Source organism: Pseudomonas azerbaijanorientalis, assembly GCF_019139795.1.
In the GTDB taxonomy this organism is placed as follows: domain Bacteria; phylum Pseudomonadota; class Gammaproteobacteria; order Pseudomonadales; family Pseudomonadaceae; genus Aquipseudomonas; species Aquipseudomonas laurylsulfatiphila.
Map to the genome: position 1 here is coordinate 5,766,103 of NZ_CP077078.1, position 26,398 is coordinate 5,792,500.

General features: G+C 55.0%; 21 protein-coding genes, 6 tRNA genes and 3 rRNA genes (1 of these 30 cut by a window edge). All 30 read right to left on the reverse strand.

Annotated features, from left to right (window positions below; all coding sequences use genetic code 11):
- Nucleotide 1: 1 nt before the first annotated feature.
- Nucleotides 2-277, reverse strand: a complete 276-nt coding sequence (gene rpsS, locus KSS91_RS25920; protein WP_002555486.1) for a 30S ribosomal protein S19 — start codon at nucleotides 275-277, stop codon at nucleotides 2-4.
- A 16-nt stretch (nucleotides 278-293) separates the two neighbouring features.
- Complete coding sequence (gene rplB, locus KSS91_RS25925; protein ID WP_003228734.1) at nucleotides 294-1,118, reverse strand: 50S ribosomal protein L2; 825 nt, start codon at nucleotides 1,116-1,118, stop codon at nucleotides 294-296.
- A gap of 14 nt (nucleotides 1,119-1,132) precedes the next feature.
- Nucleotides 1,133-1,432 (reverse strand): 50S ribosomal protein L23, encoded by a 300-nt coding sequence (gene rplW, locus KSS91_RS25930; protein WP_002555488.1) that lies wholly within the window; start codon nucleotides 1,430-1,432, stop codon nucleotides 1,133-1,135.
- Nucleotides 1,429-2,031, reverse strand: coding sequence for a 50S ribosomal protein L4 (rplD, locus tag KSS91_RS25935; protein WP_003228735.1), 603 nt, complete (start codon nucleotides 2,029-2,031; stop codon nucleotides 1,429-1,431). The genes rplW and rplD overlap by 4 nt, the downstream gene beginning before the upstream one ends.
- 12 nt (nucleotides 2,032-2,043) lie before the next feature.
- Nucleotides 2,044-2,679, reverse strand: a complete 636-nt coding sequence (rplC, locus tag KSS91_RS25940; protein ID WP_003186059.1) for a 50S ribosomal protein L3 — start codon at nucleotides 2,677-2,679, stop codon at nucleotides 2,044-2,046.
- 80 nt (nucleotides 2,680-2,759) lie between these two features.
- Nucleotides 2,760-3,071, reverse strand: coding sequence for a 30S ribosomal protein S10 (rpsJ, locus tag KSS91_RS25945; RefSeq protein ID WP_003186070.1), 312 nt, complete (start codon nucleotides 3,069-3,071; stop codon nucleotides 2,760-2,762).
- Nucleotides 3,072-3,228: 157 nt separating this feature from the next.
- The gene (gene tuf, locus KSS91_RS25950; protein ID WP_007970421.1) at nucleotides 3,229-4,422 is read right to left on the reverse strand and encodes an elongation factor Tu; all 1,194 of its coding nucleotides are present in this window, start codon (nucleotides 4,420-4,422) and stop codon (nucleotides 3,229-3,231) included.
- Between the two features lie 30 nt (nucleotides 4,423-4,452).
- Nucleotides 4,453-6,558 carry an elongation factor G gene (gene fusA / locus KSS91_RS25955; RefSeq protein WP_007970420.1) on the reverse strand — a complete coding sequence of 702 codons (2,106 nt, stop codon included), beginning with the start codon at nucleotides 6,556-6,558 and terminating at the stop codon, nucleotides 4,453-4,455.
- A 30-nt stretch (nucleotides 6,559-6,588) separates the two neighbouring features.
- Complete coding sequence (rpsG, locus tag KSS91_RS25960) at nucleotides 6,589-7,062, reverse strand: 30S ribosomal protein S7 (RefSeq protein WP_007970418.1); 474 nt, start codon at nucleotides 7,060-7,062, stop codon at nucleotides 6,589-6,591.
- A gap of 108 nt (nucleotides 7,063-7,170) precedes the next feature.
- Nucleotides 7,171-7,542, reverse strand: a complete 372-nt coding sequence (gene rpsL / locus KSS91_RS25965) for a 30S ribosomal protein S12 (protein WP_003186084.1) — start codon at nucleotides 7,540-7,542, stop codon at nucleotides 7,171-7,173.
- 216 nt (nucleotides 7,543-7,758) lie between these two features.
- Nucleotides 7,759-11,958 (reverse strand): DNA-directed RNA polymerase subunit beta', encoded by a 4,200-nt coding sequence (rpoC, locus tag KSS91_RS25970; RefSeq protein WP_007970416.1) that lies wholly within the window; start codon nucleotides 11,956-11,958, stop codon nucleotides 7,759-7,761.
- 64 nt (nucleotides 11,959-12,022) lie between these two features.
- Nucleotides 12,023-16,096, reverse strand: coding sequence for a DNA-directed RNA polymerase subunit beta (gene rpoB, locus KSS91_RS25975; protein ID WP_007970415.1), 4,074 nt, complete (start codon nucleotides 16,094-16,096; stop codon nucleotides 12,023-12,025).
- 220 nt (nucleotides 16,097-16,316) lie between these two features.
- Complete coding sequence (rplL, locus tag KSS91_RS25980; RefSeq protein WP_007970414.1) at nucleotides 16,317-16,682, reverse strand: 50S ribosomal protein L7/L12; 366 nt, start codon at nucleotides 16,680-16,682, stop codon at nucleotides 16,317-16,319.
- A 75-nt stretch (nucleotides 16,683-16,757) separates the two neighbouring features.
- Nucleotides 16,758-17,258 (reverse strand): 50S ribosomal protein L10, encoded by a 501-nt coding sequence (gene rplJ, locus KSS91_RS25985; protein WP_007970413.1) that lies wholly within the window; start codon nucleotides 17,256-17,258, stop codon nucleotides 16,758-16,760.
- A gap of 198 nt (nucleotides 17,259-17,456) precedes the next feature.
- Entirely contained in the window at nucleotides 17,457-18,152 is a 696-nt protein-coding gene (rplA, locus tag KSS91_RS25990) for a 50S ribosomal protein L1 (protein ID WP_003186095.1), read from the reverse strand.
- Nucleotides 18,152-18,583 (reverse strand): 50S ribosomal protein L11, encoded by a 432-nt coding sequence (gene rplK, locus KSS91_RS25995; protein ID WP_007933726.1) that lies wholly within the window; start codon nucleotides 18,581-18,583, stop codon nucleotides 18,152-18,154. The genes rplA and rplK overlap by 1 nt, the downstream gene beginning before the upstream one ends.
- A 117-nt stretch (nucleotides 18,584-18,700) precedes the next feature.
- Nucleotides 18,701-19,234, reverse strand: coding sequence for a transcription termination/antitermination protein NusG (gene nusG / locus KSS91_RS26000; RefSeq protein ID WP_007984405.1), 534 nt, complete (start codon nucleotides 19,232-19,234; stop codon nucleotides 18,701-18,703).
- A gap of 9 nt (nucleotides 19,235-19,243) precedes the next feature.
- Nucleotides 19,244-19,612 carry a preprotein translocase subunit SecE gene (gene secE, locus KSS91_RS26005; protein WP_102673697.1) on the reverse strand — a complete coding sequence of 123 codons (369 nt, stop codon included), beginning with the start codon at nucleotides 19,610-19,612 and terminating at the stop codon, nucleotides 19,244-19,246.
- Nucleotides 19,613-19,657: 45 nt separating this feature from the next.
- A tRNA-Trp gene (locus tag KSS91_RS26010) sits at nucleotides 19,658-19,733 on the reverse strand.
- 173 nt (nucleotides 19,734-19,906) lie between these two features.
- Nucleotides 19,907-19,982: transfer RNA gene (locus tag KSS91_RS26015), tRNA-Thr, on the reverse strand.
- Nucleotides 19,983-20,008: 26 nt separating this feature from the next.
- Nucleotides 20,009-20,082: transfer RNA gene (locus tag KSS91_RS26020), tRNA-Gly, on the reverse strand.
- Between the two features lie 23 nt (nucleotides 20,083-20,105).
- Nucleotides 20,106-20,190, reverse strand: a tRNA-Tyr gene (locus KSS91_RS26025).
- 142 nt (nucleotides 20,191-20,332) lie between these two features.
- Nucleotides 20,333-20,770, reverse strand: a complete 438-nt coding sequence (locus KSS91_RS26030; RefSeq protein WP_217836498.1) for a hypothetical protein — start codon at nucleotides 20,768-20,770, stop codon at nucleotides 20,333-20,335.
- Between the two features lie 7 nt (nucleotides 20,771-20,777).
- A complete protein-coding gene (locus KSS91_RS26035; protein WP_015097037.1) occupies nucleotides 20,778-21,527 on the reverse strand; it encodes a pantothenate kinase in 750 nt (249 codons plus the stop codon).
- Nucleotides 21,517-22,476 (reverse strand): bifunctional biotin--[acetyl-CoA-carboxylase] ligase/biotin operon repressor BirA, encoded by a 960-nt coding sequence (gene birA, locus KSS91_RS26040; protein ID WP_217836499.1) that lies wholly within the window; start codon nucleotides 22,474-22,476, stop codon nucleotides 21,517-21,519. The genes KSS91_RS26035 and birA overlap by 11 nt, the downstream gene beginning before the upstream one ends.
- Before the next feature lie 135 nt (nucleotides 22,477-22,611).
- Nucleotides 22,612-22,727, reverse strand: a 5S ribosomal RNA gene (gene rrf, locus KSS91_RS26045).
- Nucleotides 22,728-22,893: 166 nt separating this feature from the next.
- Nucleotides 22,894-25,787: ribosomal RNA gene (locus KSS91_RS26050) — 23S ribosomal RNA — on the reverse strand.
- Nucleotides 25,788-26,027: 240 nt separating this feature from the next.
- Nucleotides 26,028-26,103 (reverse strand) — tRNA-Ala (locus KSS91_RS26055).
- Nucleotides 26,104-26,112: 9 nt separating this feature from the next.
- Nucleotides 26,113-26,189: transfer RNA gene (locus tag KSS91_RS26060), tRNA-Ile, on the reverse strand.
- A 122-nt stretch (nucleotides 26,190-26,311) separates the two neighbouring features.
- A 16S ribosomal RNA gene (locus KSS91_RS26065) occupies nucleotides 26,312-26,398 on the reverse strand; it runs 1,450 nt beyond the window's last position.
- Together the 16S, 23S and 5S rRNA genes with 2 tRNA genes alongside form the textbook arrangement of a ribosomal RNA operon.

Sequence of the window (26,398 nt, forward strand, 5' to 3'; positions counted from 1 at the left end):
CTTAACGCTTGGCTTTCTTGTCTGCCACGTGCCCGCGATAAGTGCGGGTACCGGCGAACTCGCCCAGTTTGTGGCCGACCATGTCTTCGTTCACGAGAACTGGGACGTGCTGACGACCGTTGTGTACTGCGATGGTCAGACCGACCATTTGTGGCAGGATCATCGAACGACGCGACCAGGTTTTCACCGGTTTGCGATCGTTCTTTTCCGCCGCCACTTCGATCTTCTTCAGTAGGTGAAGATCGATAAAAGGACCTTTTTTCAGAGAACGTGGCACTGTCGTATCCCTCTATTTACTTGCGACGACGGACGATCATTTTGTCGGTACGCTTATTACCACGAGTCTTCGCGCCCTTAGTCGGGAAGCCCCATGGCGATACCGGATGACGACCACCAGAGGTACGACCTTCACCACCACCATGTGGGTGGTCAACCGGGTTCATGGCAACACCACGAACGGTTGGGCGAACGCCACGCCAGCGTTTGGCACCGGCTTTACCCAGCGAACGCAGGCTGTGCTCGGAGTTCGAGACTTCGCCCAGGGTCGCACGGCATTCAGCCAGGACTTTACGCATTTCACCGGAACGCAGACGCAGGGTAACGTACACGCCTTCACGAGCGATCAGCTGAGCCGAAGCACCAGCGGAACGAGCGATCTGTGCGCCTTTACCTGGCTTCAGTTCGATGCCGTGTACGGTAGAACCGACTGGAATGTTGCGCAGTTGCAGAGCGTTGCCTGGCTTGATTGGAGCCAGAGCGCCTGCGATCAGCTGGTCGCCAGCACTCACGCCTTTAGGGGCGATGATGTAGCGGCGCTCGCCGTCTGCGTAGCAGAGCAGTGCGATGTGAGCAGTACGGTTTGGATCGTATTCGATACGCTCGACAGTGGCGACGATGCCATCTTTGTCGTTGCGACGGAAATCGACCATACGGTAATGCTGCTTATGACCACCACCGATGTGACGAGTGGTAATACGGCCATTGTTGTTACGACCACCAGTCTTCGATTTCTTCTCGAGCAGCGGTGCGTGAGGAGCGCCTTTATGCAGCTCCTGGTTGACCACCTTGACCACAAAACGGCGGCCAGGGGAAGTCGGTTTGCATTTAACGATTGCCATGATGCACCCCTTCCTTACTCAGCACTGCTGCTGAAATCGAGATCTTGGCCTGGCTGAAGGGAGATAACTGCCTTCTTCCAGTCATTACGCTTGCCCAGACCGCGAGCAGTGCGCTTGCTCTTACCCAGAACATTCAGGGTAGTTACACGCTCTACTTTCACGCTGAACAGGCTTTCGACGGCCTTCTTGATTTCCAGCTTGGTTGCGTCAGTAGCAACCTTGAAAACGAACTGGCCTTTCTTGTCTGCCAGAACCGTAGCCTTCTCGGAAACGTGCGGGCCAAGCAGAACTTTAAATACGCGTTCCTGGTTCATCCCAGCAGCTCCTCGAATTTCTTCACGGCCGACACGGTGATCAACACCTTGTCGTATGCGATCAGACTAACTGGATCGGAACCTTGCACATCACGTACATCTACGTGTGGCAGGTTACGAGCAGCCAGGTACAGGTTCTGATCAACAGCGTCCGACACGATCAGAACGTCGGTCAGGCTCATGTTGTTCAGCTTGCCCAGCAGGTCTTTGGTTTTCGGCGTTTCAACGGCGAAATCCTGAACCACGACCAGACGATCAGTACGCACCAGCTCAGCAAGGATGGAGCGCATTGCTGCGCGATACATCTTCTTGTTCAGCTTCTGGGAGTGATCCTGTGGACGAGCTGCGAAAGTGGTACCGCCGCCACGCCAGATTGGGCTACGGATAGTACCGGCACGAGCACGGCCAGTACCTTTCTGACGCCATGGGCGCTTGCCGCCACCACGAACGTCGGAACGGGTCTTTTGCTGCTTGGAACCCTGACGGCCGCCGGCCATGTAGGCCACGACTGCTTGGTGAACCAGCGTCTCGTTGAATTCGCCGCCAAATGTCAGTTCGGAAACTTCGATCGCTTGAGCGTCATTTACATTTAATTGCATGTCAGCTTCCCCTTAACCGCGAGCCTTGGCTGCTGGACGTACAACCAAGTTGCCGCCAGTAGCGCCAGGAACAGCGCCCTTGACCAACAACAGATTGCGTTCAGCGTCCACGCGCACTACTTCGAGGGACTGCACGGTCACGCGCTCAGCGCCCATATGACCGGACATTTTTTTGCCCTTGAATACACGACCAGGAGTCTGGCACTGGCCGATAGAGCCTGGAACGCGGTGGGATACGGAGTTACCGTGGGTGTTATCTTGCCCGCGGAAATTCCAACGCTTGATCGTACCCTGGAAGCCTTTACCCTTGGACTGACCGGTTACATCAACCAGTTGACCAGCGGCGAAGATTTCAGCGTTGATCAGATCGCCGGCCTGGTACTCGCCTTCTTCAAGGCGGAATTCCATTACGGTACGACCAGCGGCAACGTTCGCTTTAGCGAAGTGGCCAGCCTGAGCTGCTGTTACACGCGAAGCACGACGCTCGCCGACAGTGACTTGCACTGCACGATAGCCATCGGTCTCTTCAGTTTTGAACTGGGTGACGCGATTCGGCTCGATCTCAATGACCGTGACCGGAATGGAGACACCTTCTTCGGTGAAAATACGGGTCATACCGCATTTACGACCGACTACACCAATAGTCATGTTGTAAACCTCATGAGTGTACGGGGCTTTCACCCGCTATGGCCGCCCATTTCAGAGCGTTACACGACTAAGACCGAGTCTTAGCCGAGGCTGATCTGCACTTCCACACCGGCCGCAAGATCAAGCTTCATAAGAGCATCAACGGTTTTATCCGTTGGCTGGACGATGTCCAGAACGCGCTTATGAGTACGGATCTCGTACTGGTCACGCGCGTCTTTATTGACGTGCGGGGAGACCAGAACGGTGAACCGCTCTTTACGGGTAGGCAGTGGAATTGGACCACGCACTTGAGCACCAGTACGTTTCGCGGTTTCCACGATTTCCTGGGTTGATTGGTCGATCAGGCGATGGTCGAAAGCCTTCAACCTGATACGGATTTGCTGATTTTGCATTGGATTTCAGACTCCGGCTGCTATTCCCACCGGGCGCAATACGCCCGTTAAAAGGAGGCGCAATTCTATAGACGCCCCAGATAGGTGTCAACCCAATAAAAAAGCCCCCGCTGAGCGGGGGCTTTTCAAAGCATCGAAGCTATCTCAAAAGAGATGCTTACTCGATGATTTTGGCTACGACGCCAGCGCCGACGGTACGACCGCCTTCACGGATAGCGAAACGCAGACCGTCTTCCATCGCGATGGTTTTGATCAGGGTAACAGTCATCTGAATGTTGTCACCTGGCATTACCATTTCAACGCCTTCTGGCAGCTCGCAGTTACCAGTCACGTCAGTAGTACGGAAGTAGAACTGTGGACGGTAGCCTTTGAAGAACGGAGTGTGACGACCGCCTTCTTCCTTGCTCAGAACGTAAACTTCTGCGGTGAACTTGGTGTGCGGCTTAACCGAACCTGGCTTGACCAGAACCTGACCACGCTCAACGTCGTCACGCTTGGTGCCACGCAACAGAACGCCGCAGTTCTCGCCAGCACGACCTTCGTCGAGCAGCTTACGGAACATTTCAACACCGGTGCAGGTGGTGACGGTAGTGTCACGCAGACCAACGATTTCCAGTGGATCCTGTACGCGAACGATACCGCGCTCGATACGACCAGTCACAACAGTACCGCGACCGGAGATCGAGAATACGTCTTCGATTGGCATCAGGAACGGCTTGTCGATAGCACGCTCTGGCTCTGGGATGTAGGTGTCCAGAGTTTCTACCAGCTTCTTGACGGCAGTGGTGCCCATCTCGTTGTCATCTTTGCCTTCCAGCGCCATACGGGCCGAACCAATGATGATTGGAGTGTCGTCGCCTGGGAAGTCGTAAGTGCTCAGCAGATCGCGCACTTCCATCTCTACCAGTTCCAGCAGCTCAGCGTCGTCTACCAGGTCAGCCTTGTTCAGGAAAACCACGATGTACGGAACGCCTACCTGACGGGACAGCAGGATGTGCTCACGGGTTTGTGGCATCGGACCATCAGCGGCCGAGCAAACCAGGATCGCGCCGTCCATCTGGGCAGCACCGGTGATCATGTTCTTCACGTAGTCAGCGTGACCTGGGCAGTCAACGTGAGCGTAGTGACGAATGTTCGAGTTGTACTCGACGTGCGCGGTGTTGATGGTGATACCACGAGCTTTTTCTTCTGGCGCGCTGTCGATCTTGTCGAATTCAACGATTGCGGAACCGAAAACCTCGGAGCAAACGCGAGTCAGAGCTGCGGTCAGAGTGGTTTTACCGTGGTCAACGTGACCGATGGTGCCAACGTTGACGTGCGGTAGGGAACGATCAAATTTTTCTTTAGCCACGACAATTAACTCCTTGCCTAAAGGACTGAATCAGCCTTGTTTTTTGGTAACGGTTTCGACGATGTGCGACGGAGCCGTATTGTATTTTTTGAATTCCATAGAGTAGCTTGCGCGACCCTGGGACATCGAACGAACGTCGGTCGCATAACCGAACATCTCGCCCAACGGAACTTCAGCACGGATCACCTTACCGGAAACCGTGTCTTCCATACCCAGAATCATGCCGCGACGACGATTGAGGTCGCCCATCACGTCACCCATATAGTCTTCAGGCGTAACAACCTCTACCGCCATGATCGGCTCGAGCAACTCACCACCGCCCTTCTGGGCCAGTTGCTTGGTCGCCATGGAAGCAGCCACCTTAAACGCCATCTCGTTGGAGTCGACGTCGTGGTAAGAACCATCAAACACGGTAGCCTTCAGGCCGATCAGCGGATAGCCGGCAACAACGCCGTTCTTCATCTGCTCTTCGATACCCTTCTGGATAGCCGGGATGTATTCCTTAGGAACCACACCACCCACTACTTCGTTCAAGAATTGCAGACCTTCCTGACCTTCGTCAGCAGGAGCAAAACGGATCCAGCAATGACCGAACTGGCCACGACCACCGGATTGACGAACGAACTTGCCTTCGATTTCGCAGTTCTTCGTGATGCGCTCACGATAGGAAACCTGAGGCTTACCGATGTTGGCTTCGACGTTGAACTCACGGCGCATCCGGTCAACCAGGATGTCCAGGTGCAGCTCGCCCATGCCAGAGATGATCGTTTGACCAGTCTCTTCATCAGTCTTGACGCGGAAAGACGGGTCTTCCTGAGCAAGTTTGCCCAGAGCGATACCCATTTTTTCCTGGTCATCCTTGGTCTTAGGCTCTACGGCAACCGAAATAACCGGCTCCGGGAAGTCCATGCGAACCAGGATGATTGGCTTGTCAGCGTTGCACAAGGTTTCACCAGTGGTGACGTCCTTCATGCCGATCAAGGCCGCGATGTCGCCAGCGCGCACTTCCTTGATCTCTTCACGGGCGTTTGCGTGCATCTGCACCATACGACCCACACGCTCTTTCTTGCCTTTGACCGAGTTGATCACGCCGTCGCCGGAGGCCAACACGCCCGAGTAAACGCGGACGAAGGTCAAGGTACCCACGAATGGGTCGGTAGCGATCTTGAACGCCAGAGCCGAGAACGGCTCGTTGTCGTCTGCATGACGCTCCATCTGCTTTTCCTCGTCATCCGGGTCAGTACCCTTGATGGCAGGAATGTCAGTTGGTGCAGGCAGGTAGTCGATAACGGCGTCGAGAACCAGGGGAACACCCTTGTTCTTGAAGGAAGAACCGCAAACAGCCAGAACGATCTCACCAGCGATAGTACGCTGACGCAGAGCACCCTTGATTTCTTCGATGGAGAGTTCTTCCCCTTCGAGGTACTTGTTCATCAGCTCTTCGCTGGCTTCGGCCGCAGCCTCAACCATGTTGTTGCGCCACTCTTCAGCCAGCTCCTGCAGCTCAGCAGGGATGGCTTCACGACGAGGAGTCATACCCTTGTCGGCATCGTTCCAGTAAACGGCTTCCATGGTCATCAGATCGATCTGACCCTGGAAGTTGTCTTCGGAACCGATAGCCAACTGGATAGGCACCGGAGTGTGACCCAGGCGCTGCTTGATCTGAGCGATCACGCGCAGGAAGTTAGCACCGGCACGGTCCATCTTGTTCACGTAAACAATACGTGGAACGCCGTACTTGTTGGCTTGACGCCATACGGTTTCGGACTGAGGCTCAACGCCGGAGGTGCCGCAGAACACAACAACCGCGCCGTCGAGTACACGCAGGGAACGCTCAACTTCAATAGTGAAGTCTACGTGACCCGGGGTATCGATGACGTTGAAGCGGTATTGGTCTTTGTGCTGCTTGGCCGAACCCTGCCAGAAGGCGGTAATGGCAGCAGAAGTAATGGTAATACCACGCTCCTGCTCCTGAACCATCCAGTCAGTGGTCGCAGCGCCGTCATGCACTTCGCCCATCTTGTGGCTTTTGCCAGTGTAAAAAAGGACGCGCTCGGTGGTGGTGGTTTTACCAGCATCCACGTGAGCAACGATACCGATGTTACGGTAGCGATTAATCGGTGTAGTACGAGCCATAAAGCCCTCGCAAAATGAGTGACGCTAGAATTAGAAGCGGTAGTGCGAGAAAGCCTTGTTGGCTTCAGCCATACGGTGCACGTCTTCACGCTTCTTAACTGCAGCACCTTTACCTTCGGCGGCGTCCAACAGTTCGCCAGCCAAACGCAGAGCCATAGACTTCTCGCCGCGCTTGCGGGCGAAGTCTACCAACCAGCGCATTGCCAGAGCGTTACGACGGGAAGGACGAACCTCGACCGGAACCTGGTAAGTAGCACCACCAACGCGGCGCGACTTCACTTCGACCAGCGGAGCGATGGCGTCGAGTGCTTTTTCGAAGAGTTCCAGGGGATCGGTGCCGGCCTTACGAGCCTTCACGGTATCCAGGGCACCATAAACGATACGCTCGGCAACGGCTTTCTTGCCGCTTTCCATTACGTGGTTCATGAATTTGGCGAGGATTTGGCTTCCGTATTTCGGATCGTCCAGAATCTCACGCTTGGCTGCTACGCGACGTCTTGGCATTGATAAGCCCTCAAACGGTCTTCAGGTTAGCCCGGGACAGATCCTGTGGATACGTGCCCGACCTTACTCTTATCGACTCAATAAAATGAATAACTGCAAAACGGCCGATTACTTCGGACGCTTGGTACCGTACTTCGAACGACCCTGGTTACGACCTTTAACACCGGAAGTATCCAACGAACCGCGAACGGTGTGGTAACGAACACCTGGCAAGTCTTTTACACGACCGCCGCGGATCAGTACCACGCTGTGCTCTTGCAGGTTGTGGCCTTCACCACCGATGTACGAGGAAACCTCGAAACCGTTGGTCAGACGCACACGGCATACTTTACGCAGTGCCGAGTTAGGTTTTTTCGGCGTGGTGGTGTACACACGGGTGCACACGCCACGGCGTTGCGGGCAGTTCTGCAGCGCAGGCACGTCGGATTTCTCGACGATACGCTTACGCGGCTGACGTACCAGCTGGTTGATAGTTGCCATCTACTAGCTCCACTGTTGTCTTGCGACGCTATTGTCTTGCAAGAAAAGCAAAATGGCAGGAACGAGTTCCCGCCAAATTTAGGGGTACAAGAGTCTAAAGAGGATCTTGTCCCCAGTCAAGGCAAGGCCCCGCCCTCCCCGCTCATCCAATCTCGACAATTTGTCTCGATTCGATGAACGGAGTGACCAGGGCCTCACACTCATTTACCGCAGAACTCAGTTACCGCTCGAGTTCAGCGCTTCGGTCAGTGCAGCTTCCACTTCACTGGCGCTTACGCGCAACGGTTTGTCTGCATCACGGCGACGCTTACGCTCGCTGTGATAAGCCAGACCGGTACCGGCCGGGATCAGACGACCCACGACCACGTTTTCTTTAAGGCCGCGCAGGTAATCGCGCTTGCCGGTTACCGCCGCCTCGGTCAGTACGCGGGTGGTTTCCTGGAAGGAAGCCGCCGAGATGAACGATTCGGTGGACAACGACGCCTTGGTGATACCCAGCAGTACACGAGTGAACTTGGAGACAAACTTGTCTTCAGTCGCCAGGCGCTCGTTCTCTACCAGTACGTGAGTCAGTTCCATCTGGTCGCCCTTGATGAAACTGGAATCGCCGGATTCAGCGATTTCAACTTTACGCAGCATCTGACGCAGGATGGTCTCGATGTGCTTGTCGTTGATCTTCACGCCTTGCAGACGGTAAACGTCCTGGATCTCGTTAACGATGTACTTGGCCAGCGCACTCACACCCAGCAGACGCAGGATGTCGTGTGGATCGCTCGGACCGTCGGAGATAACTTCGCCGCGGTTTACCTGTTCGCCTTCGAACACGTTCAGGTGACGCCACTTCGGAATCAGCTCTTCGTACGGATCGCTACCGTCGTTCGGGGTAATGACCAGACGGCGCTTGCCCTTGGTCTCTTTACCGAACGCGATGGTGCCGCTGACTTCAGCAAGAATCGACGCTTCTTTCGGACGACGGGCTTCGAACAGGTCGGCAACACGCGGCAGACCACCGGTGATGTCACGGGTCTTCGAAGTTTCTTGCGGAATACGAGCGATAACATCACCGATCGCAATCTTCGCACCGTCCGCTACACCGACCAGGGCGTTGGCTGGCAGGAAGTACTGAGCGATTACGTCAGTGCCTGGCAGCAACAGATCCTTGCCGTTGTCGTCGACCATCTTCACGGCTGGACGGATGTCCTTACCGGCAGCTGGACGATCCTTGGCGTCGAGTACTTCAATGTTGGTCATACCGGTCAATTCGTCAGTCTGACGCTTGATCGTGATGCCTTCTTCCATGCCCACGTAGGTCACGGTACCTTTCATTTCGGTAACGATCGGGTGAGTGTGCGGATCCCACTTGGCCACGATGGCGCCAGCGTCGACCTTGTCACCTTCTTTAACCGAAATCACGGCACCGTACGGCAGCTTATAACGCTCACGCTCACGACCGAAGTCATCAGCGATGGCCAGCTCACCGGAACGGGACACGGCAACCAGGTGACCGTCCACTCGCTCAACGTGCTTCAGGTTATGCAGACGGACGGTACCGCCATTCTTCACCTGAACGCTGTCGGCTGCAGAGGTCCGGCTTGCCGCACCACCGATGTGGAACGTACGCATCGTCAGCTGGGTACCCGGTTCACCGATGGACTGGGCAGCGATAACGCCGACCGCTTCACCGATGTTCACCTGGTGACCACGAGCCAGGTCACGACCGTAGCACTTGGCGCAAATGCCGTAGCGGGTTTCGCAGCTGATCGGCGAACGCACGATCACTTCGTCGATGCTGTTCAGCTCGATGAACTCGACCCACTTCTCGTCTACCAGGGTGCCAGCAGGAACGATGACGTCCTCGGTACCCGGCTTGAATACGTCACGGGCAATAACACGACCCAATACGCGCTCACCCAACGGCTCTACAACGTCACCGCCTTCAATGTGCGGAGTCATCAGCAGACCGTGCTCGGTGCCGCAATCGATCTCGGTTACAACCAGATCCTGCGCCACGTCTACCAGACGACGAGTCAGGTAACCCGAGTTCGCCGTTTTCAACGCGGTATCCGCCAGACCTTTACGAGCACCGTGAGTGGAGATGAAGTACTGAAGTACGCTCAAACCCTCACGGAAGTTCGCAGTAATCGGCGTTTCGATGATGGAGCCGTCCGGCTTGGCCATCAGGCCACGCATACCGGCGAGCTGACGAATCTGTGCTGCGGAACCCCGCGCACCCGAGTCGGCCATCATGTACATCGAGTTGAACGACTCCTGGTCGACTTCGACGCCATGACGGTCGATGACTTTCTCTTTCGAGAGGTTGGCCATCATCGCCTTGGAAACTTCGTCGTTCGCCTTGGACCAAAGGTCGATCACTTTGTTGTACTTCTCGCCCTGGGTTACCAGGCCGGAGGCGTACTGGCTCTCGATCTCTTTCACTTCGTCGGTGGCTGCACCGATGATGCGGGCTTTTTCATCCGGGATAACGAAGTCGTTAACACCGATGGAAACGCCGGAGATGGTCGAGTAGGCAAAACCGGTGTACATCAACTGGTCAGCGAAGATAACGGTCTCTTTCAGACCAACCACGCGGTAGCACTGGTTGATCAGCTTGGAGATCGCCTTTTTCTTCATCGGCAGGTTGACGACGTCGTACGACAGACCTTTTGGCACAACCTGGAACAACAGCGCACGGCCGACAGTGGTGTCGACGATACGGGTGTTGGTCACGCTGCCGCCGTCACGGTCGTTGACGGTTTCGTTGATCCGGACTTTAACCTTGGCGTGGAGTGCGGCTTCGCCGGCACGGAACACACGGTCAACTTCCTGCAGATCCGCGAATACACGACCTTCGCCCTTGGCGTTGATCGCTTCACGCGTCATGTAGTACAGACCCAATACAACGTCCTGCGACGGAACGATGATTGGCTCACCGTTGGCTGGCGACAGAATGTTGTTGGTCGACATCATCAACGCACGCGCTTCCAGCTGGGCTTCCAGCGTCAGCGGTACGTGCACGGCCATTTGGTCGCCGTCGAAGTCGGCGTTGTACGCGGCGCAGACCAGAGGGTGCAGCTGGATAGCCTTACCTTCGATCAGTACCGGTTCAAACGCCTGGATACCCAGACGGTGAAGGGTCGGTGCACGGTTGAGAAGAACCGGGTGTTCGCGAATCACTTCAGCGAGAACGTCCCAAACTTCCGGCAGCTCGCGCTCGACCATCTTCTTGGCAGCTTTGATGGTGGTCGCGAGACCACGCATTTCCAGCTTGCCGAAAATGAACGGCTTGAACAGCTCGAGAGCCATCTTCTTCGGCAGACCGCACTGGTGCAGACGCAGGGTCGGACCTACGGTAATTACCGAACGGCCGGAGTAGTCAACACGCTTACCGAGCAAGTTCTGACGGAAACGACCCTGCTTACCCTTGATCATGTCAGCCAGGGATTTCAGAGGACGCTTGTTGGAACCTGTGATAGCGCGGCCACGACGACCGTTGTCGAGCAATGCGTCGACGGCTTCCTGCAACATACGCTTTTCGTTGCGCACGATGATGTCCGGAGCGGACAGATCCAGCAGGCGCTTCAAACGGTTGTTACGGTTGATCACTCGACGATACAGATCGTTGAGGTCAGAAGTCGCGAAACGACCGCCATCGAGCGGGACCAGTGGACGCAGATCTGGCGGCAGAACCGGCAGAACGGTCAGCACCATCCACTCTGGCAGGTTGCCGGAACCCTGGAAGGCTTCCATCAACTTCAGACGCTTGGACAGCTTCTTGATCTTGGTTTCCGAGTTGGTTTGCGGAATTTCTTCACGCAGGCGGCCAATCTCGTGCTCCAGGTCGATAGCGTGCAGCAGTTCGCGGACAGCTTCGGCACCCATGCGGGCATCGAAATCGTCGCCGAATTCTTCCAGCGCTTCGAAGTACTGCTCGTCGTTCAGCAGCTGACCTTTTTCAAGGGTGGTCATGCCTGGATCGATAACGACGTAGCTCTCGAAGTAGAGAACGCGCTCGATATCACGCAGGGTCATGTCCATCAGCAAGCCGATACGGGACGGCAGCGATTTCAGGAACCAGATGTGGGCAACCGGCGAGGCCAGTTCAATGTGCGCCATGCGCTCACGACGAACTTTTGCCAGCGCGACTTCAACGCCGCACTTCTCGCAGATCACACCGCGGTGTTTCAAGCGCTTGTACTTACCGCACAGGCACTCGTAATCCTTTACCGGGCCAAAGATCTTGGCGCAGAACAGCCCGTCACGCTCAGGTTTGAACGTACGGTAGTTGATGGTTTCCGGCTTTTTAACTTCACCGAACGACCACGAACGGATCATCTCAGGCGATGCCAATCCGATACGGATGGCGTCGAACTCTTCGACTTGACCCTGGTTTTTCAGCAAATTCAGTAGGTCTTTCAAGGCCTTTCCTCCTGGCGGAGCAGAGAGCGGGCAATCCTGCCCCGCTCTCGATTCGCGTCACGTGTTATTCGGTTTCCAGATCGATATCGATGCCGAGGGAACGAATTTCCTTGATCAACACGTTAAAGGACTCGGGCATGCCCGGCTCCATACGGTGATCGCCATCCACGATGTTTTTGTACATCTTGGTACGGCCGTTCACATCGTCCGACTTCACTGTGAGCATTTCTTGCAGAGTGTAAGCGGCACCGTATGCTTCCAGTGCCCAGACCTCCATCTCCCCGAAACGCTGACCACCGAACTGCGCCTTACCACCCAGCGGCTGCTGGGTAACCAGGCTGTACGAACCGGTAGAACGCGCGTGCATCTTGTCGTCTACCAAGTGGTTCAGCTTCAGCATGTACATGTAGCCAACGGTGACCGGGCGCTCGAACTTGTTGCCGGTACGGCCGTCGGTCAGCTGCATCTGGCCGCTTTCTGGCAGGTCCGCCAGTTTCAGCATGGCCTTGATTTCGCTTTCCTTGGCGCCGTCGAACACTGGAGTGGCCATAGGAACGCCGCCACGCAGGTTTTGAGCCAGATCCAGGATTTCCTGATCCGAGAAGTCATCGAGGCTTTCCTGACGACCGCCGATCTCGTTGTAGATCTCGTGCAGGAACTTACGCAGCTCGGCAACCTTGCGCTGCTCTTCGATCATGCGGTTGATCTTCTCGCCCAGACCTTTGGCCGCGAGGCCCAGGTGGGTTTCAAGGATCTGACCAACGTTCATACGCGAAGGTACGCCCAACGGGTTGAGGACGACGTCGACCGGGGTGCCATTGGCATCGTGCGGCATGTCTTCAACCGGCATGATCACGGAGACCACACCCTTGTTACCGTGACGACCGGCCATCTTGTCGCCCGGTTGGATGCGACGACGGATTGCCAGGTAGACCTTGACGATTTTCAGCACGCCTGGAGCCAGGTCATCACCTTGCTGCAGTTTGCGCTTCTTGTCTTCGAACTTGTCGTCCAGCAGACGGCGACGATCAACGATGTAGGCCTGAGCCTTCTCGAGCTGCTCGTTCAGAGCGTCTTCAGCCATGCGCAGTTTGAACCACTGGCCGTGCTCAAGACCGTCGAGAACTTCGTCGGTGATGTCCTGGCCTTTCTTCAGACCGGCGCCGCCTTCGGCTTTGTGGCCGACCAGAGCGGAACGCAGACGTTCGAAAGTAGCACCTTCAACGATACGGAACTCTTCGTTCAGGTCCTTGCGGATCTCGTCCAGCTGGGACTTCTCGATCGACAGGGCACGAGCATCACGCTCAACGCCGTCGCGGGTGAAGACCTGTACGTCGATGACAGTACCTTTGGTACCGGTAGGTACACGCAGGGAGGTGTCTTTAACGTCGCTGGCTTTTTCACCGAAGATCGCACGCAGCAGTTTTTCTTCCGGAGTCAGCTGGGTCTCGCCTTTCGGAGTGACCTTACCGACCAGGATATCGCCTGCGCCAACTTCAGCACCTACGTAAACGATACCGGCTTCGTCCAGCTTGTTCAGTGCCGCTTCACCCACGTTCGGGATGTCGGCAGTGATTTCCTCTGGGCCAAGCTTGGTGTCACGAGCCACACAGGTCAGTTCCTGGATGTGGATCGTGGTGAAACGGTCTTCCTGAACAACACGCTCGGACAGGCAGATGGAGTCTTCGAAGTTGAAGCCGTTCCATGCCATGAACGCGATGCGCATGTTCTGACCCAGAGCCAGTTCACCCATGTCGGTGGACGGGCCGTCGGCCATGATGTCGCTACGCTGAACCCGATCACCCTTACGCACCAGCGGACGCTGGTTGATGCAGGTGTTCTGGTTGGAGCGGGTGTACTTGGTCAGGTTGTAGATGTCGACACCAGCTTCACCGGTTTCAACTTCGTCATCGGCAACACGAACCACGATACGGCTGGCGTCGACGGAATCGATCACGCCGCCACGACGAGCCACGACGCAAACGCCGGAGTCACGGGCTACGTTACGCTCCATGCCGGTACCTACCAGCGGCTTGTCAGCGCGCAGGGTCGGTACAGCTTGACGCTGCATGTTCGAACCCATCAACGCACGGTTGGCGTCGTCGTGCTCGAGGAACGGAATCAGCGACGCAGCAACCGAAACTACCTGCTTCGGCGATACATCCATCAAGGTGACGTCTTCCGGCGCCTTGACGGTGAATTCGTTCAAGTGACGAACAGCTACCAGCTCGTCGATCAGGACTTTCTTGTCGTTCATCGTGGCCGAAGCCTGAGCGATCACGTGATCAGCCTCTTCGATGGCGGACAGGAACACGATCTCGTCGGTGACCAGAGCGTCTTTCACCACGCGGTACGGGCTCTCGAGGAAGCCGTACTGGTTGGTGCGCGCATAAGCGGCCAGGGAGTTGATCAGGCCGATGTTCGGACCTTCCGGCGTTTCAATCGGGCATACACGACCGTAGTGAGTCGGGTGTACGTCACGAACTTCAAAGCCGGCACGCTCACGAGTCAGACCGCCAGGGCCGAGTGCAGAAACACGACGCTTGTGGGTGATCTCGGACAGCGGGTTGTTCTGGTCCATGAACTGGGACAGCTGGCTGGAACCGAAGAACTCTTTCACCGCCGCAGCCACTGGCTTGGCGTTGATCAGGTCTTGCGGCATCAAGCCTTCGCTTTCAGCCATCGACAGACGCTCTTTGACCGCACGCTCAACACGTACCAGGCCAACGCGGAACTGGTTCTCGGCCATTTCGCCTACGCAGCGAACACGACGGTTACCCAGGTGGTCGATGTCATCGACGATGCCTTTACCGTTACGGATGTCGACCAGGGTCTTCAGTACCGCGACGATGTCTTCCTTGCACAGCACGCCCGAACCTTCGATCTCGGTGCGACCGATACGACGGTTGAACTTCATCCGGCCGACCGCAGACAGGTCATAGCGCTCAGGGCTGAAGAACAGGTTGTTGAACAGGGTCTCGGCAGCGTCCTTGGTTGGCGGCTCGCCAGGACGCATCATGCGATAGATCTCGACCAGCGCTTCCAGTTGGTTGCTGGTGGAGTCGATCTTCAAGGTGTCGGAGACGAACGGACCGCAGTCGATATCGTTGGTGTACAGAGTTTCGATGCGAACAACGCCGGCCTTGGCGATTTTTGCCAGGATCTCGGTGTTCAGCTCGGTGTTGCACTCTGCCAGGATTTCGCCGGTTGCCGGATGCACGATGACCTTGGCGGTTGTGCGACCCAGGACGTAGTCCAGAGGCACATCCAGCTCTTTGATACCGGCTTTTTCCAGCTGGTTGATGTGGCGAGCGGTGATACGACGACCCTGCTCGACAATAACCTTGCCTTTGTCATCCTGAATATCGAGGACAGCGATTTCACCGCGCAGGCGCTGAGGCACCAGCTCCAGGCTCAGAGTCTCGCCCTTCACGTGGAATACGTTGGTGGTGTAGAACGCGTCCAGCACTTCTTCGGTGGTATAGCCGAGCGCGCGCAGCAGAACCGATGCAGGCAGCTTGCGACGACGGTCGATACGCACGAATACGCAGTCTTTCGGGTCGAACTCGAAGTCCAGCCACGAACCGCGGTAAGGAATGATGCGCGCGGAGTACAGCAGTTTACCGGAACTGTGCGTCTTGCCACGGTCGTGGTCGAAGAACACGCCCGGGGAACGGTGCAGCTGGGAAACGATTACACGCTCGGTACCGTTGATTACGAAGGTACCGTTTTCAGTCATCAGGGGGATTTCACCCATGTAGACTTCTTGCTCTTTGATGTCCTTGATCGCTTTGTTCGACGATTCTTTGTCGAAAATGATCAGGCGCACTTTTACCCGCAAAGGTACGGCGTAAGTTACACCGCGCAATACGCATTCTTTGACATCAAATGCCGGTTCGCCCAGACGATATCCGACGTACTCCAGCGCAGCATTGCCGGAGTAGCTGATGATCGGGAAAACGGATTTGAAGGCCGCATGCAGGCCCACGTCGCGGAACTGATCTTTAGTCGCTCCCGCTTGCAAGAATTCACGATACGAATCCAGCTGGATGGCCAGGAGGTACGGCACATCCATGACGTCCGGCAACTTGCTAAAGTCCTTGCGGATACGTTTTTTCTCAGTATATGAGTAAGCCATCAGCGTTCCCCAGCTTGGTCACCTGCTTGTTTGGCCCCTCCCGACGGGAGCAGCCAGAAAATCGTGCAAACCCCATGGTTTGCTCCACCGCATCGGGTGGTTACAGCACGTTATCAGCACCGACCCAGTCGGCTGCCAATAACGGAAAAAGGCCGGTGGCAAGAGCCACCAGCCATCAGCCTGTCGCTTAACGCTCGGGCTGGAGGAGCAAAGTCGATGCTTACTTCAGCTCGACTTTAGCGCCTGCTTCTTCCAGAGCTGCTTTGGCTTTGTCAGCTGCGTCTTTGGCAACAGCTTCCAGAACCATGGCAGGTGCGCCGTCAACTACAGCCTTGGCTTCTTTCAAGCCCAGACCGGTCAGTTCACGTACAGCCTTGATCACGTTAACTTTCTTCTCGCCAGCTTCGGTCAGCATGACGTTGAATTCGGTTTGCTCTTCAGCAACGGCAGCAGCAACAGCTGGACCAGCCGATGCAGCAGCAGCGGTAACACCGAATTTTTCTTCGAAAGCTTTGATCAGCTCAACAACTTCCATTACGGACATGTTGCCAACTGCTTCAAGGATATCGTTCTGAGAGATAGACATGAATCTAATTCCTGATATTGGGGACGGCCTACGCGACCATCGAAAAAAACAAAAAACGCGAGAAGTTGACGAGCCTTAGGCTGCAGCAGCTTCTTTCTGGTCGCGAATTGCCGCCAGAGTACGAGCCAATTTGCTGGTAGCGCCTTGAATCACGCTCATCAGCTGAGAAATTGCTTCGTCACGGGTCGGCAGAGTTGCCAGTACGTCGATTTGGTTAGCTGCGAGGAACTTGCCCTCGAACGCAGCTGCCTTGATCTCGAACTTGTCCTGACCCTTTGCGAATTCCTTGAAGATCCGGGCAGCAGCGCCTGGATGTTCCTTGGAGAACGCAATCAGGGTAGGGCCGGTGAACACGTCGTTGAGGACACTGAATTCAGTGTCAGCAACAGCGCGCTTGAGCAGGGTGTTACGTACAACACGTACGTAAACGCCAGCTTCACGAGCCTCTTTACGGAGTCCGGTCATCGCGCCTACTGTTACGCCACGGGCATCAGCCACGACAGCGGACAGAGCGACTTTGGCAGCCTCGTTGACTTCAGCGACGATGGCCTTCTTGTCTTCGAGTTTAATTGCCACGGGTTTAACTCCTGCTTGTTACCGTTTCATCTGGTCGAAACCGGATGTCGTTTTGGTGTCTGATTCGGTAAGGAACCGGGAGCACCATCTGCGTAGGCTTGTGGTTTAAGACTTGCGTCGCCTACGGTCTTGGATAGCCCCCGCCAGGCAGGGACCCCAATTTTTCAATTGGCGCAATCGCTTGCGCCAATCTGTGTCTTAAGCGTCGAGCGAGCTCTGGTCGATAACCAGACCTGGGCCCATGGTGGTGCTCAGGGTAACGCGCTTGACGTAGATGCCTTTCGAGGAAGCTGGCTTGATACGCTTCAGATCAGCGATCAGGGCTTCAACGTTTTCCTTCAGCTTGACGGCGTCGAAGCCAATCTTGCCAACGGAAGTGTGGATGATGCCGTTTTTGTCGGTGCGATAACGAACCTGACCAGCCTTGGCGTTTTTAACCGCGGTAGCTACGTCTGGAGTTACGGTGCCGACTTTAGGGTTAGGCATCAGGCCGCGTGGACCGAGGATCTGACCCAACTGACCTACAACGCGCATTGCATCCGGGGATGCGATCACTACGTCATAGTTCAGGTCGCCGCCTTTCATTTCGGCAGCCAGGTCGTCCATACCTACACGGTCAGCGCCGGCAGCCAGAGCGGCTTCAGCAGCTGGACCCTGGGTGAACACAGCAACGCGAACGGTCTTGCCAGTGCCGTGTGGCAGCACGGTAGCGCTACGAACGACCTGGTCGGATTTACGCGGGTCAACACCCAGGTTTACAGCTACGTCGAACGACTCGCTGAACTTGACAGTCGACAGCTCGGCCAGCAAAGCAGCGGCGTCTACAAAGTTGTAGGCCTTGCCTGCTTCGATTTTGCCGGCGATAGCCTTTTGACGCTTGGTCAGCTTAGCCATTACACACCCTCCACGTTAAGGCCCATGCTACGAGCAGAACCGGCGATAGTACGCACGGCTGCTTCCATATCAGCTGCAGTCAGATCCGCGTTTTTGGTTTTCGCGATTTCTTCCAGCTGAGCACGAGTTACGGTGCCAACCTTAACGGTGTTCGGACGAGCGGAACCGCTGGTCAGACCGGCCGCCTTCTTCAGCAGAACCGAAGCAGGGGTGGATTTGGTTTCGAAAGTGAAGCTACGGTCGCTGTAGACAGTGATGATCACTGGAGTCGGCAGACCTGGCTCAAGACCCTGGGTACGGGCGTTGAAAGCCTTGCAGAATTCCATGATGTTCACGCCGTGCTGACCCAGAGCAGGACCAACAGGTGGGCTTGGGTTAGCCTGAGCGGCCTTCACTTGCAGCTTGATGTAAGCGGTAATCTTCTTGGCCATGAGGCACTCCAATTACGGGTTCGAACGCCTCGAGAGGCTCCCCGGTTACTTGCGCGTTTATCCCAGTGACGACAAAACCCCACAGCCTACGGCTGCGGGGTTGGGATTGTTGCTCAGCTAGACCTTTTCGACCTGGCTGAACTCGAGCTCCACCGGAGTAGAGCGACCGAAAATGAGCACTGCGACCTGAATCCGGCTCTTTTCGTAGTTAACTTCTTCGACAACACCGGTAAAGTCCGCGAATGGACCGTCATTGACACGTACCGACTCGCCCGGCTCGAACAACGTCTTCGGCTTCGGCTTGTCGCTACCGTCAGCAACGCGGCGCAGAATCGCTTCTGCTTCCTTATCGGTGATCGGTGCAGGCTTGTCGGCGGTACCGCCGATGAAACCCATCACCCGAGGAGTATCCTTGACCAAGTGCCAGGTACCCTCATTCATATCCATCTGCACCAGCACGTAGCCAGGGAAGAATTTGCGTTCGCTTTTGCGCTTCTGGCCATTGCGCATTTCAACCACTTCTTCAGTGGGAACCAGAATCTCGCCGAAGCCGTCTTCCATACCGGCCAGCTTTACGCGCTCGATCAGCGAGCGCATTACATGCTTCTCGTAACCGGAGTAAGCATGCACAACATACCAACGCTTAGCCACGGGACACCCTTAGCCGACAATCAAGGAAACAAGCCAGCCGAGCAGGGAATCAAGCCCCCACAACAGCAACGCCATAACCAGAACAACAGCCACCACAATAAGGGTGGTCTGCGTGGTTTCTTGGCGAGTTGGCCAAACGACTTTACGAATCTCGGTGCGAGCTTCCTTAACCAGTACAAAGAAAGACTTGCCCTTGGCCGTCTGCAGGCCTACAAAGGCAGCTACAGCAGCAATGGCAAGTAATGCGAGTACGCGGTACAGGATCGGCGAAGCAGAAAAGTACTGATTGCCAACAACGCCAACAACCACCAGAGCGACTACTACAAGCCACTTGAGGAGGTCGAAACGAGAGCCTTGAGCTTCAGCTTTAGGAGTCATCTATGAAGATCCTGTGAAAAGAAAGCCAGACACACCAGGTGAATCTGGCAGGTCAGGAGGGAATCGAACCCCCAACCTACGGTTTTGGAGACCGTCGCTCTGCCAATTGAGCTACTGACCTAAAACAAAATCAGGCCGACCATTATGCCGACCCGAAAAAGACTTTACAACACTTACCAGGCAATCCCGATTGCAACACCAGCATCTGCGACACCGGCAACCCCGAAAACACAACGAGGCGCAACCACAACCACCTAAAACAAAGGCAGATATTTTCATATCTGCCTTGTTATATGGAGCTCTTGAGCGGATTTGAACCGCTGACCTCACCCTTACCAAGGGTGTGCTCTACCAACTGAGCTACAAGAGCGTAACACTGTGCAAAACCTGTAAACTTGGAGCGGGTAGCGGGAATCGAACCCGCATCATCAGCTTGGAAGGCTGAGGTTCTACCACTAAACTATACCCGCGAGGCTTACAGCTCTCGCTAAAATGGTGGAGGGGGAAGGATTCGAACCTTCGAAGTCGTAGACGTCAGATTTACAGTCTGATCCCTTTGGCCGCTCGGGAACCCCTCCTAAGCGAGCCGGCATTCTACATCATGCCAGCCTTCTGTCAAGCATTTTCTCAATTAAATCTTGAGGTTAGCTGCGTTGACCTCGCTTCACTTCGTTAACCGTTTCCGGTGTTCGCTGTGGAGCGGGCGCCATTCTATGCAAACTACTCAGTGGGCGCAACCCCCTCGCACGGCATTATTTTATGTTTTAACTCATTGAATTCTTTAGAAAGGTTTTGCAGCTGCAGATCGTCCAGCCAACGCCGGCTTTCTGGTGCAATACGCACCCAATACCCTGCGCTTTCCGAGCCCCTGGGCAGGGATTGGTATTTGACCTCCATCCCGCTCAACCGACGCTCAACCGCCTGCGCAGCGTCCTGGCGCGTATACCCCCCCAGGTAAAGGCAGCCATTGCCTGACGAGACAGCCTTAGCCTTGTCTTTGGAGGCGTCACCCGCTTCGCTCAACAGACGTATATCTTGCTGGGACCCGCGATACAGGCTCAAAGGCGTGACATCCTTCGCGCGCAGCGGAGCCTCTTGTTGATGCCAGATGTAGTAAAAGCCATTGAGGACAAGCAGCAGCAGAAACAACCAACGCATAAAAACCTCAGGACAAGGGACAGGCCATGGCCAATCCGACAAACACCAAGTCCGGAACCACCCTGGCCCGAGGCACGACCTCAGAAACCAGGCTCGCATCCCCCCCGGTGAGGAATACGACAAAGTCCTCACCCCAGTAGCTGCGCGCCAACTCGAGCTGAGTCATTACGAAGCCGCGCAACATCAACAAACAACCACGCTCGACAGCCTCGACAGTCGCACGACCCGGAACAAGACTTTCCAGAGCCTGCTCCGCCGCCAGATCTCCGTAACGAATTTTACGCGTATGGGTACGCAACTGGTTGCGCATCAACGGCATGCCCGGACAGATGAAACCACCCAGGTGCTCTCCATCAGAAGCGATAAAGTCCGCAGTCACGGCCGTACCGAAGTCGAGCACCAGGCACGCACCCGAAGCCAGATGAAAGCCTCCAAGCATTGCAAGCCACCGATCCAGGCCCAGCCGCTCAAACTCTTCATAACCGTTGCGCACACCTGACATTTCGCGAGCAGGCGCTGCGCACACTATCGGCACATCAAAGGTATCCTTCAGCAATGACGTCAGCGCACCGGTCTCTTCCGCAGTCCTGACGCTCACCAGCCGGCAAAACGTGAGGGCAAGCCCTTTGAGCTCCCCCAACCCCTCAAGCAATGCGAGATTGGAATCGACAACCCCCTCACCAAGCACTTGCCCGGCATTCGCCGCAAGCACGCGCCACTTGATGAAACTATTCCCACAATCGAGCTCAAGAATCATCACGCAACCTCAGGCTCAATTCACCACCACTGAAGACTTTCTCCACACCATCCACCTTCAGGCGCAGGGCACCCTGGCCATCAATACCAAGCACCTCACCATCAATTTGATTGACACCGGCAATCAACGACACGCTTCGCCCCTGCCACAGGTGATTTTGCTCCCACTCTGACTGAATGGCCAAAAAACCACCCGCCTGATGACGAGCCAGGTATCGCTGCAGCATCTCCCCCAACATAGCGACCAATTGGTTGCGATCAAACGATTTGCCTGATTCGAGCCGCATGGAGGTCCACTGCTGATCCACCTCGTCAGCGGACTGCATGTTCACATTGATTCCCACCCCCAGAACCACGTGGCACACATCAGCAGGGTCACCAACCAGCTCGAGCAGTATTCCAGCGATCTTTTTCTGCCCCACCAGAACATCGTTGGGCCACTTCAATCCAGCGGCTGCAATACCAAGCTCACGTAACGTCTGCAAAACAGCAAGCCCAACGACAAGACTCAAGCCCTCCAACTGGCGCATCCCACCCTCAATGCGCAGCACCAGGCTGTAATAGACGTTTTCTGCGAAGGGACTGACCCATTTACGACCCCGTCGCCCGCGCCCGGCTGTCTGCCGCTCCGAAAGCACAAGAAATGGCGCAGCCTGCCCCCGCTCTATAGCACGCAGCGCCTCGGCGTTCGTGGAGTCGATTGAATCGTAAACCTGGACGGGCCAGTCGCAAGAAATCGCCCGGGCACTTATCTCGGAAGGATCGAGCAGCGCTAATGGCGCGGACAATCGATAGCCGCGCCCACGAACTTTATGAATGGACAATCCCAGCTCAGCTTCTAAATGCTGAAGCTGCTTCCACACGGCGCTACGACTGACGCCCAGGGCAGCACCCAATGCTTGACCCGAATGGAATCGGCCATCTTTTAGAAGCTTTAACAACGTCAGCATGCAGGTCTCGCCTCACAATGAGGCCCGCATGATAGCCACGCGCCGAGCTATTGCATAGAAATCCAGTAGCCGTGACTTTTCTGCGGACAAAAACAAAACCCCAACTGCTTTCGCAATTGGGGTTTCGGAATTTAATCTTGACGATGACCTACTCTCACATGGGGAAACCCCACACTACCATCGGCGATGCATCGTTTCACTTCTGAGTTCGGGATGGGATCAGGTGGTTCCAACGCTCTATGGTCGTCAAGAAATTCGGGTACTGAGTCGTGGCCAGTTGGCCTCGCTTCAGCAAATTGGGTATGTGATAGCTTCGGTGTTTTGTGAGTCTTTCGAACTTTCGGTTCGTTTCGTCTTCACACACCGCAATCTGGTTGCTCTGGATTAGAGAGCCGACGCAAATTGCTTGGGTGTTATATGGTCAAGCCTCACGGGCAATTAGTATTGGTTAGCTCAACGCCTCACAGCGCTTACACACCCAACCTATCAACGTCGTAGTCTTCGACGGCCCTTCAGGGGACTCAAGGTCCCAGTGAGATCTCATCTTGAGGCAAGTTTCCCGCTTAGATGCTTTCAGCGGTTATCTTTTCCGAACATAGCTACCCGGCAATGCCACTGGCGTGACAACCGGAACACCAGAGGTTCGTCCACTCCGGTCCTCTCGTACTAGGAGCAGCCCCTCTCAAATCTCAAACGTCCACGGCAGATAGGGACCGAACTGTCTCACGACGTTCTAAACCCAGCTCGCGTACCACTTTAAATGGCGAACAGCCATACCCTTGGGACCGGCTTCAGCCCCAGGATGTGATGAGCCGACATCGAGGTGCCAAACACCGCCGTCGATATGAACTCTTGGGCGGTATCAGCCTGTTATCCCCGGAGTACCTTTTATCCGTTGAGCGATGGCCCTTCCATACAGAACCACCGGATCACTAAGACCTACTTTCGTACCTGCTCGACGTGTCTGTCTCGCAGTCAAGCGCGCTTTTGCCTTTATACTCTACGACCGATTTCCGACCGGTCTGAGCGCACCTTCGTACTCCTCCGTTACTCTTTAGGAGGAGACCGCCCCAGTCAAACTACCCACCATACACTGTCCTCGATCCGGATAACGGACCTGAGTTAGAACCTCAAAGTTGCCAGGGTGGTATTTCAAGGATGGCTCCACGCGAACTGGCGTCCACGCTTCAAAGCCTCCCACCTATCCTACACAAGCAAATTCAAAGTCCAGTGCAAAGCTATAGTAAAGGTTCACGGGGTCTTTCCGTCTAGCCGCGGATACACTGCATCTTCACAGCGATTTCAATTTCACTGAGTCTCGGGTGGAGACAGCGCCGCCATCGTTACGCCATTCGTGCAGGTCGGAACTTACCCGACAAGGAATTTCGCTACCTTAGGACCGTTATAGTTACGGCCGCCGTTTACCGGGGCTTCGATCAAGAGCTTCGCGTTAGCTAACCCCATCAATTAACCTTCCGGCACCGGGCAGGCGTCACACCCTATACGTCCACTTTCGTGTTTGCAGAGTGCTGTGTTTTTAATAAACAGTCGCAGCGGCCTGGTATCTTCGACCGGCGTGGGCTTACGGAGCAAGTCCTTCACCCTCACCGGCGCACCTTCTCCCGAAGTTACGGTGCCATTTTGCCTAGTTCCTTCACCCGAGTTCTCTCAAGCGCCTTGGTATTCTCTACCCAACCACCTGTGTCGGTTTGGGGTACGGTTCCTGGTTATCTGAAGCTTAGAAGCTTTTCTTGGAAGCATGGCATCAACCACTTCGTCACCCAAAGGGTAACTCGTCATCAGCTCTCGGCCTTAAGATCCCGGATTTACCTAAGATCTCAGCCTACCACCTTAAACTTGGACAACCAACGCCAAGCTGGCCTAGCCTTCTCCGTCCCTCCATCGCAATAACCAGAAGTACAGGAATATTAACCTGTTTTCCATCGACTACGCTTTTCAGCCTCGCCTTAGGGACCGACTAACCCTGCGTCGATTAACGTTGCGCAGGAAACCTTGGTCTTTCGGCGTGGGTGTTTTTCACACCCATTGTCGTTACTCATGTCAGCATTCGCACTTCTGATACCTCCAGCAAGCTTCTCAACTCACCTTCACAGGCTTACAGAACGCTCCTCTACCGCATCACCCGAAGGTGATACCCGTAGCTTCGGTGTATGGTTTGAGCCCCGTTACATCTTCCGCGCAGGCCGACTCGACTAGTGAGCTATTACGCTTTCTTTAAAGGGTGGCTGCTTCTAAGCCAACCTCCTAGCTGTCTAAGCCTTCCCACATCGTTTCCCACTTAACCATAACTTTGGGACCTTAGCTGACGGTCTGGGTTGTTTCCCTTTTCACGACGGACGTTAGCACCCGCCGTGTGTCTCCCATGCTCGGCACTTGTAGGTATTCGGAGTTTGCATCGGTTTGGTAAGTCGGGATGACCCCCTAGCCGAAACAGTGCTCTACCCCCTACAGTGATACATGAGGCGCTACCTAAATAGCTTTCGAGGAGAACCAGCTATCTCCGAGCTTGATTAGCCTTTCACTCCGATCCACAGGTCATCCGCTAACTTTTCAACGGTAGTCGGTTCGGTCCTCCAGTCAGTGTTACCTAACCTTCAACCTGCCCATGGATAGATCGCCCGGTTTCGGGTCTATTCCCAGCGACTAGACGCCCTATTAAGACTCGCTTTCGCTACGCCTCCCCTATTCGGTTAAGCTCGCCACTGAAAATAAGTCGCTGACCCATTATACAAAAGGTACGCAGTCACCTAACAAAGTAGGCTCCCACTGCTTGTACGCATACGGTTTCAGGATCTATTTCACTCCCCTCTCCGGGGTTCTTTTCGCCTTTCCCTCACGGTACTAGTTCACTATCGGTCAGTCAGTAGTATTTAGCCTTGGAGGATGGTCCCCCCATATTCAGACAAAGTTTCTCGTGCTCCGTCCTACTCGATTTCATGACTAAGAGATTTTCGCGTACAGGGCTATCACCCACTATGGCCGCACTTTCCAGAGCGTTCCGCTAATCTCAAAGCCACTTAAGGGCTAGTCCCCGTTCGCTCGCCACTACTAAGGGAATCTCGGTTGATTTCTTTTCCTCAGGGTACTTAGATGTTTCAGTTCCCCTGGTTCGCCTCTTGCACCTATGTATTCAGTACAAGATAACCATCTTATGATGGCTGGGTTCCCCCATTCAGACATCTCCGGATCAAAGTCTGTTTGCCGACTCCCCGAAGCTTTTCGCAGGCTACCACGTCTTTCATCGCCTCTGACTGCCAAGGCATCCACCGTATGCGCTTCTTCACTTGACCATATAACCCCAAGCAATCTGGTTATACTATGAAGACGACATTCGCCGAAAATTCGAATTTCTCAATTAAGAGAACTCACAAATTTTACCTTAGCCTGATCCGTTACCAGTGAAAGTAACGTTCAGTCTATCTTTCTATCACATACCCAAATTTTTAAAGAACGATCTAATCAAAAGACTAGAAATCAATATTCATTGCAGAATATTCATTTCTAAACTCTCAAACTTTCGAAGCAGTTAATGGTGGAGCCAAACGGGATCGAACCGTTGACCTCCTGCGTGCAAGGCAGGCGCTCTCCCAGCTGAGCTATGGCCCCATACAAAATTGGTGGGTCTGGGCAGATTCGAACTGCCGACCTCACCCTTATCAGGGGTGCGCTCTAACCAACTGAGCTACAGACCCAATTTCGAGCGCGTAACTGTTAGCGTTGAGCTATCAGCTTGGAGCTTAAAGCTGCTTCTATCGTCTTCTTCAATGAATCAAGCAATTCGTGTGGGAACTTATGGAGCAGCTGAGTCGTCGATTAAGGAGGTGATCCAGCCGCAGGTTCCCCTACGGCTACCTTGTTACGACTTCACCCCAGTCATGAATCACACCGTGGTAACCGTCCT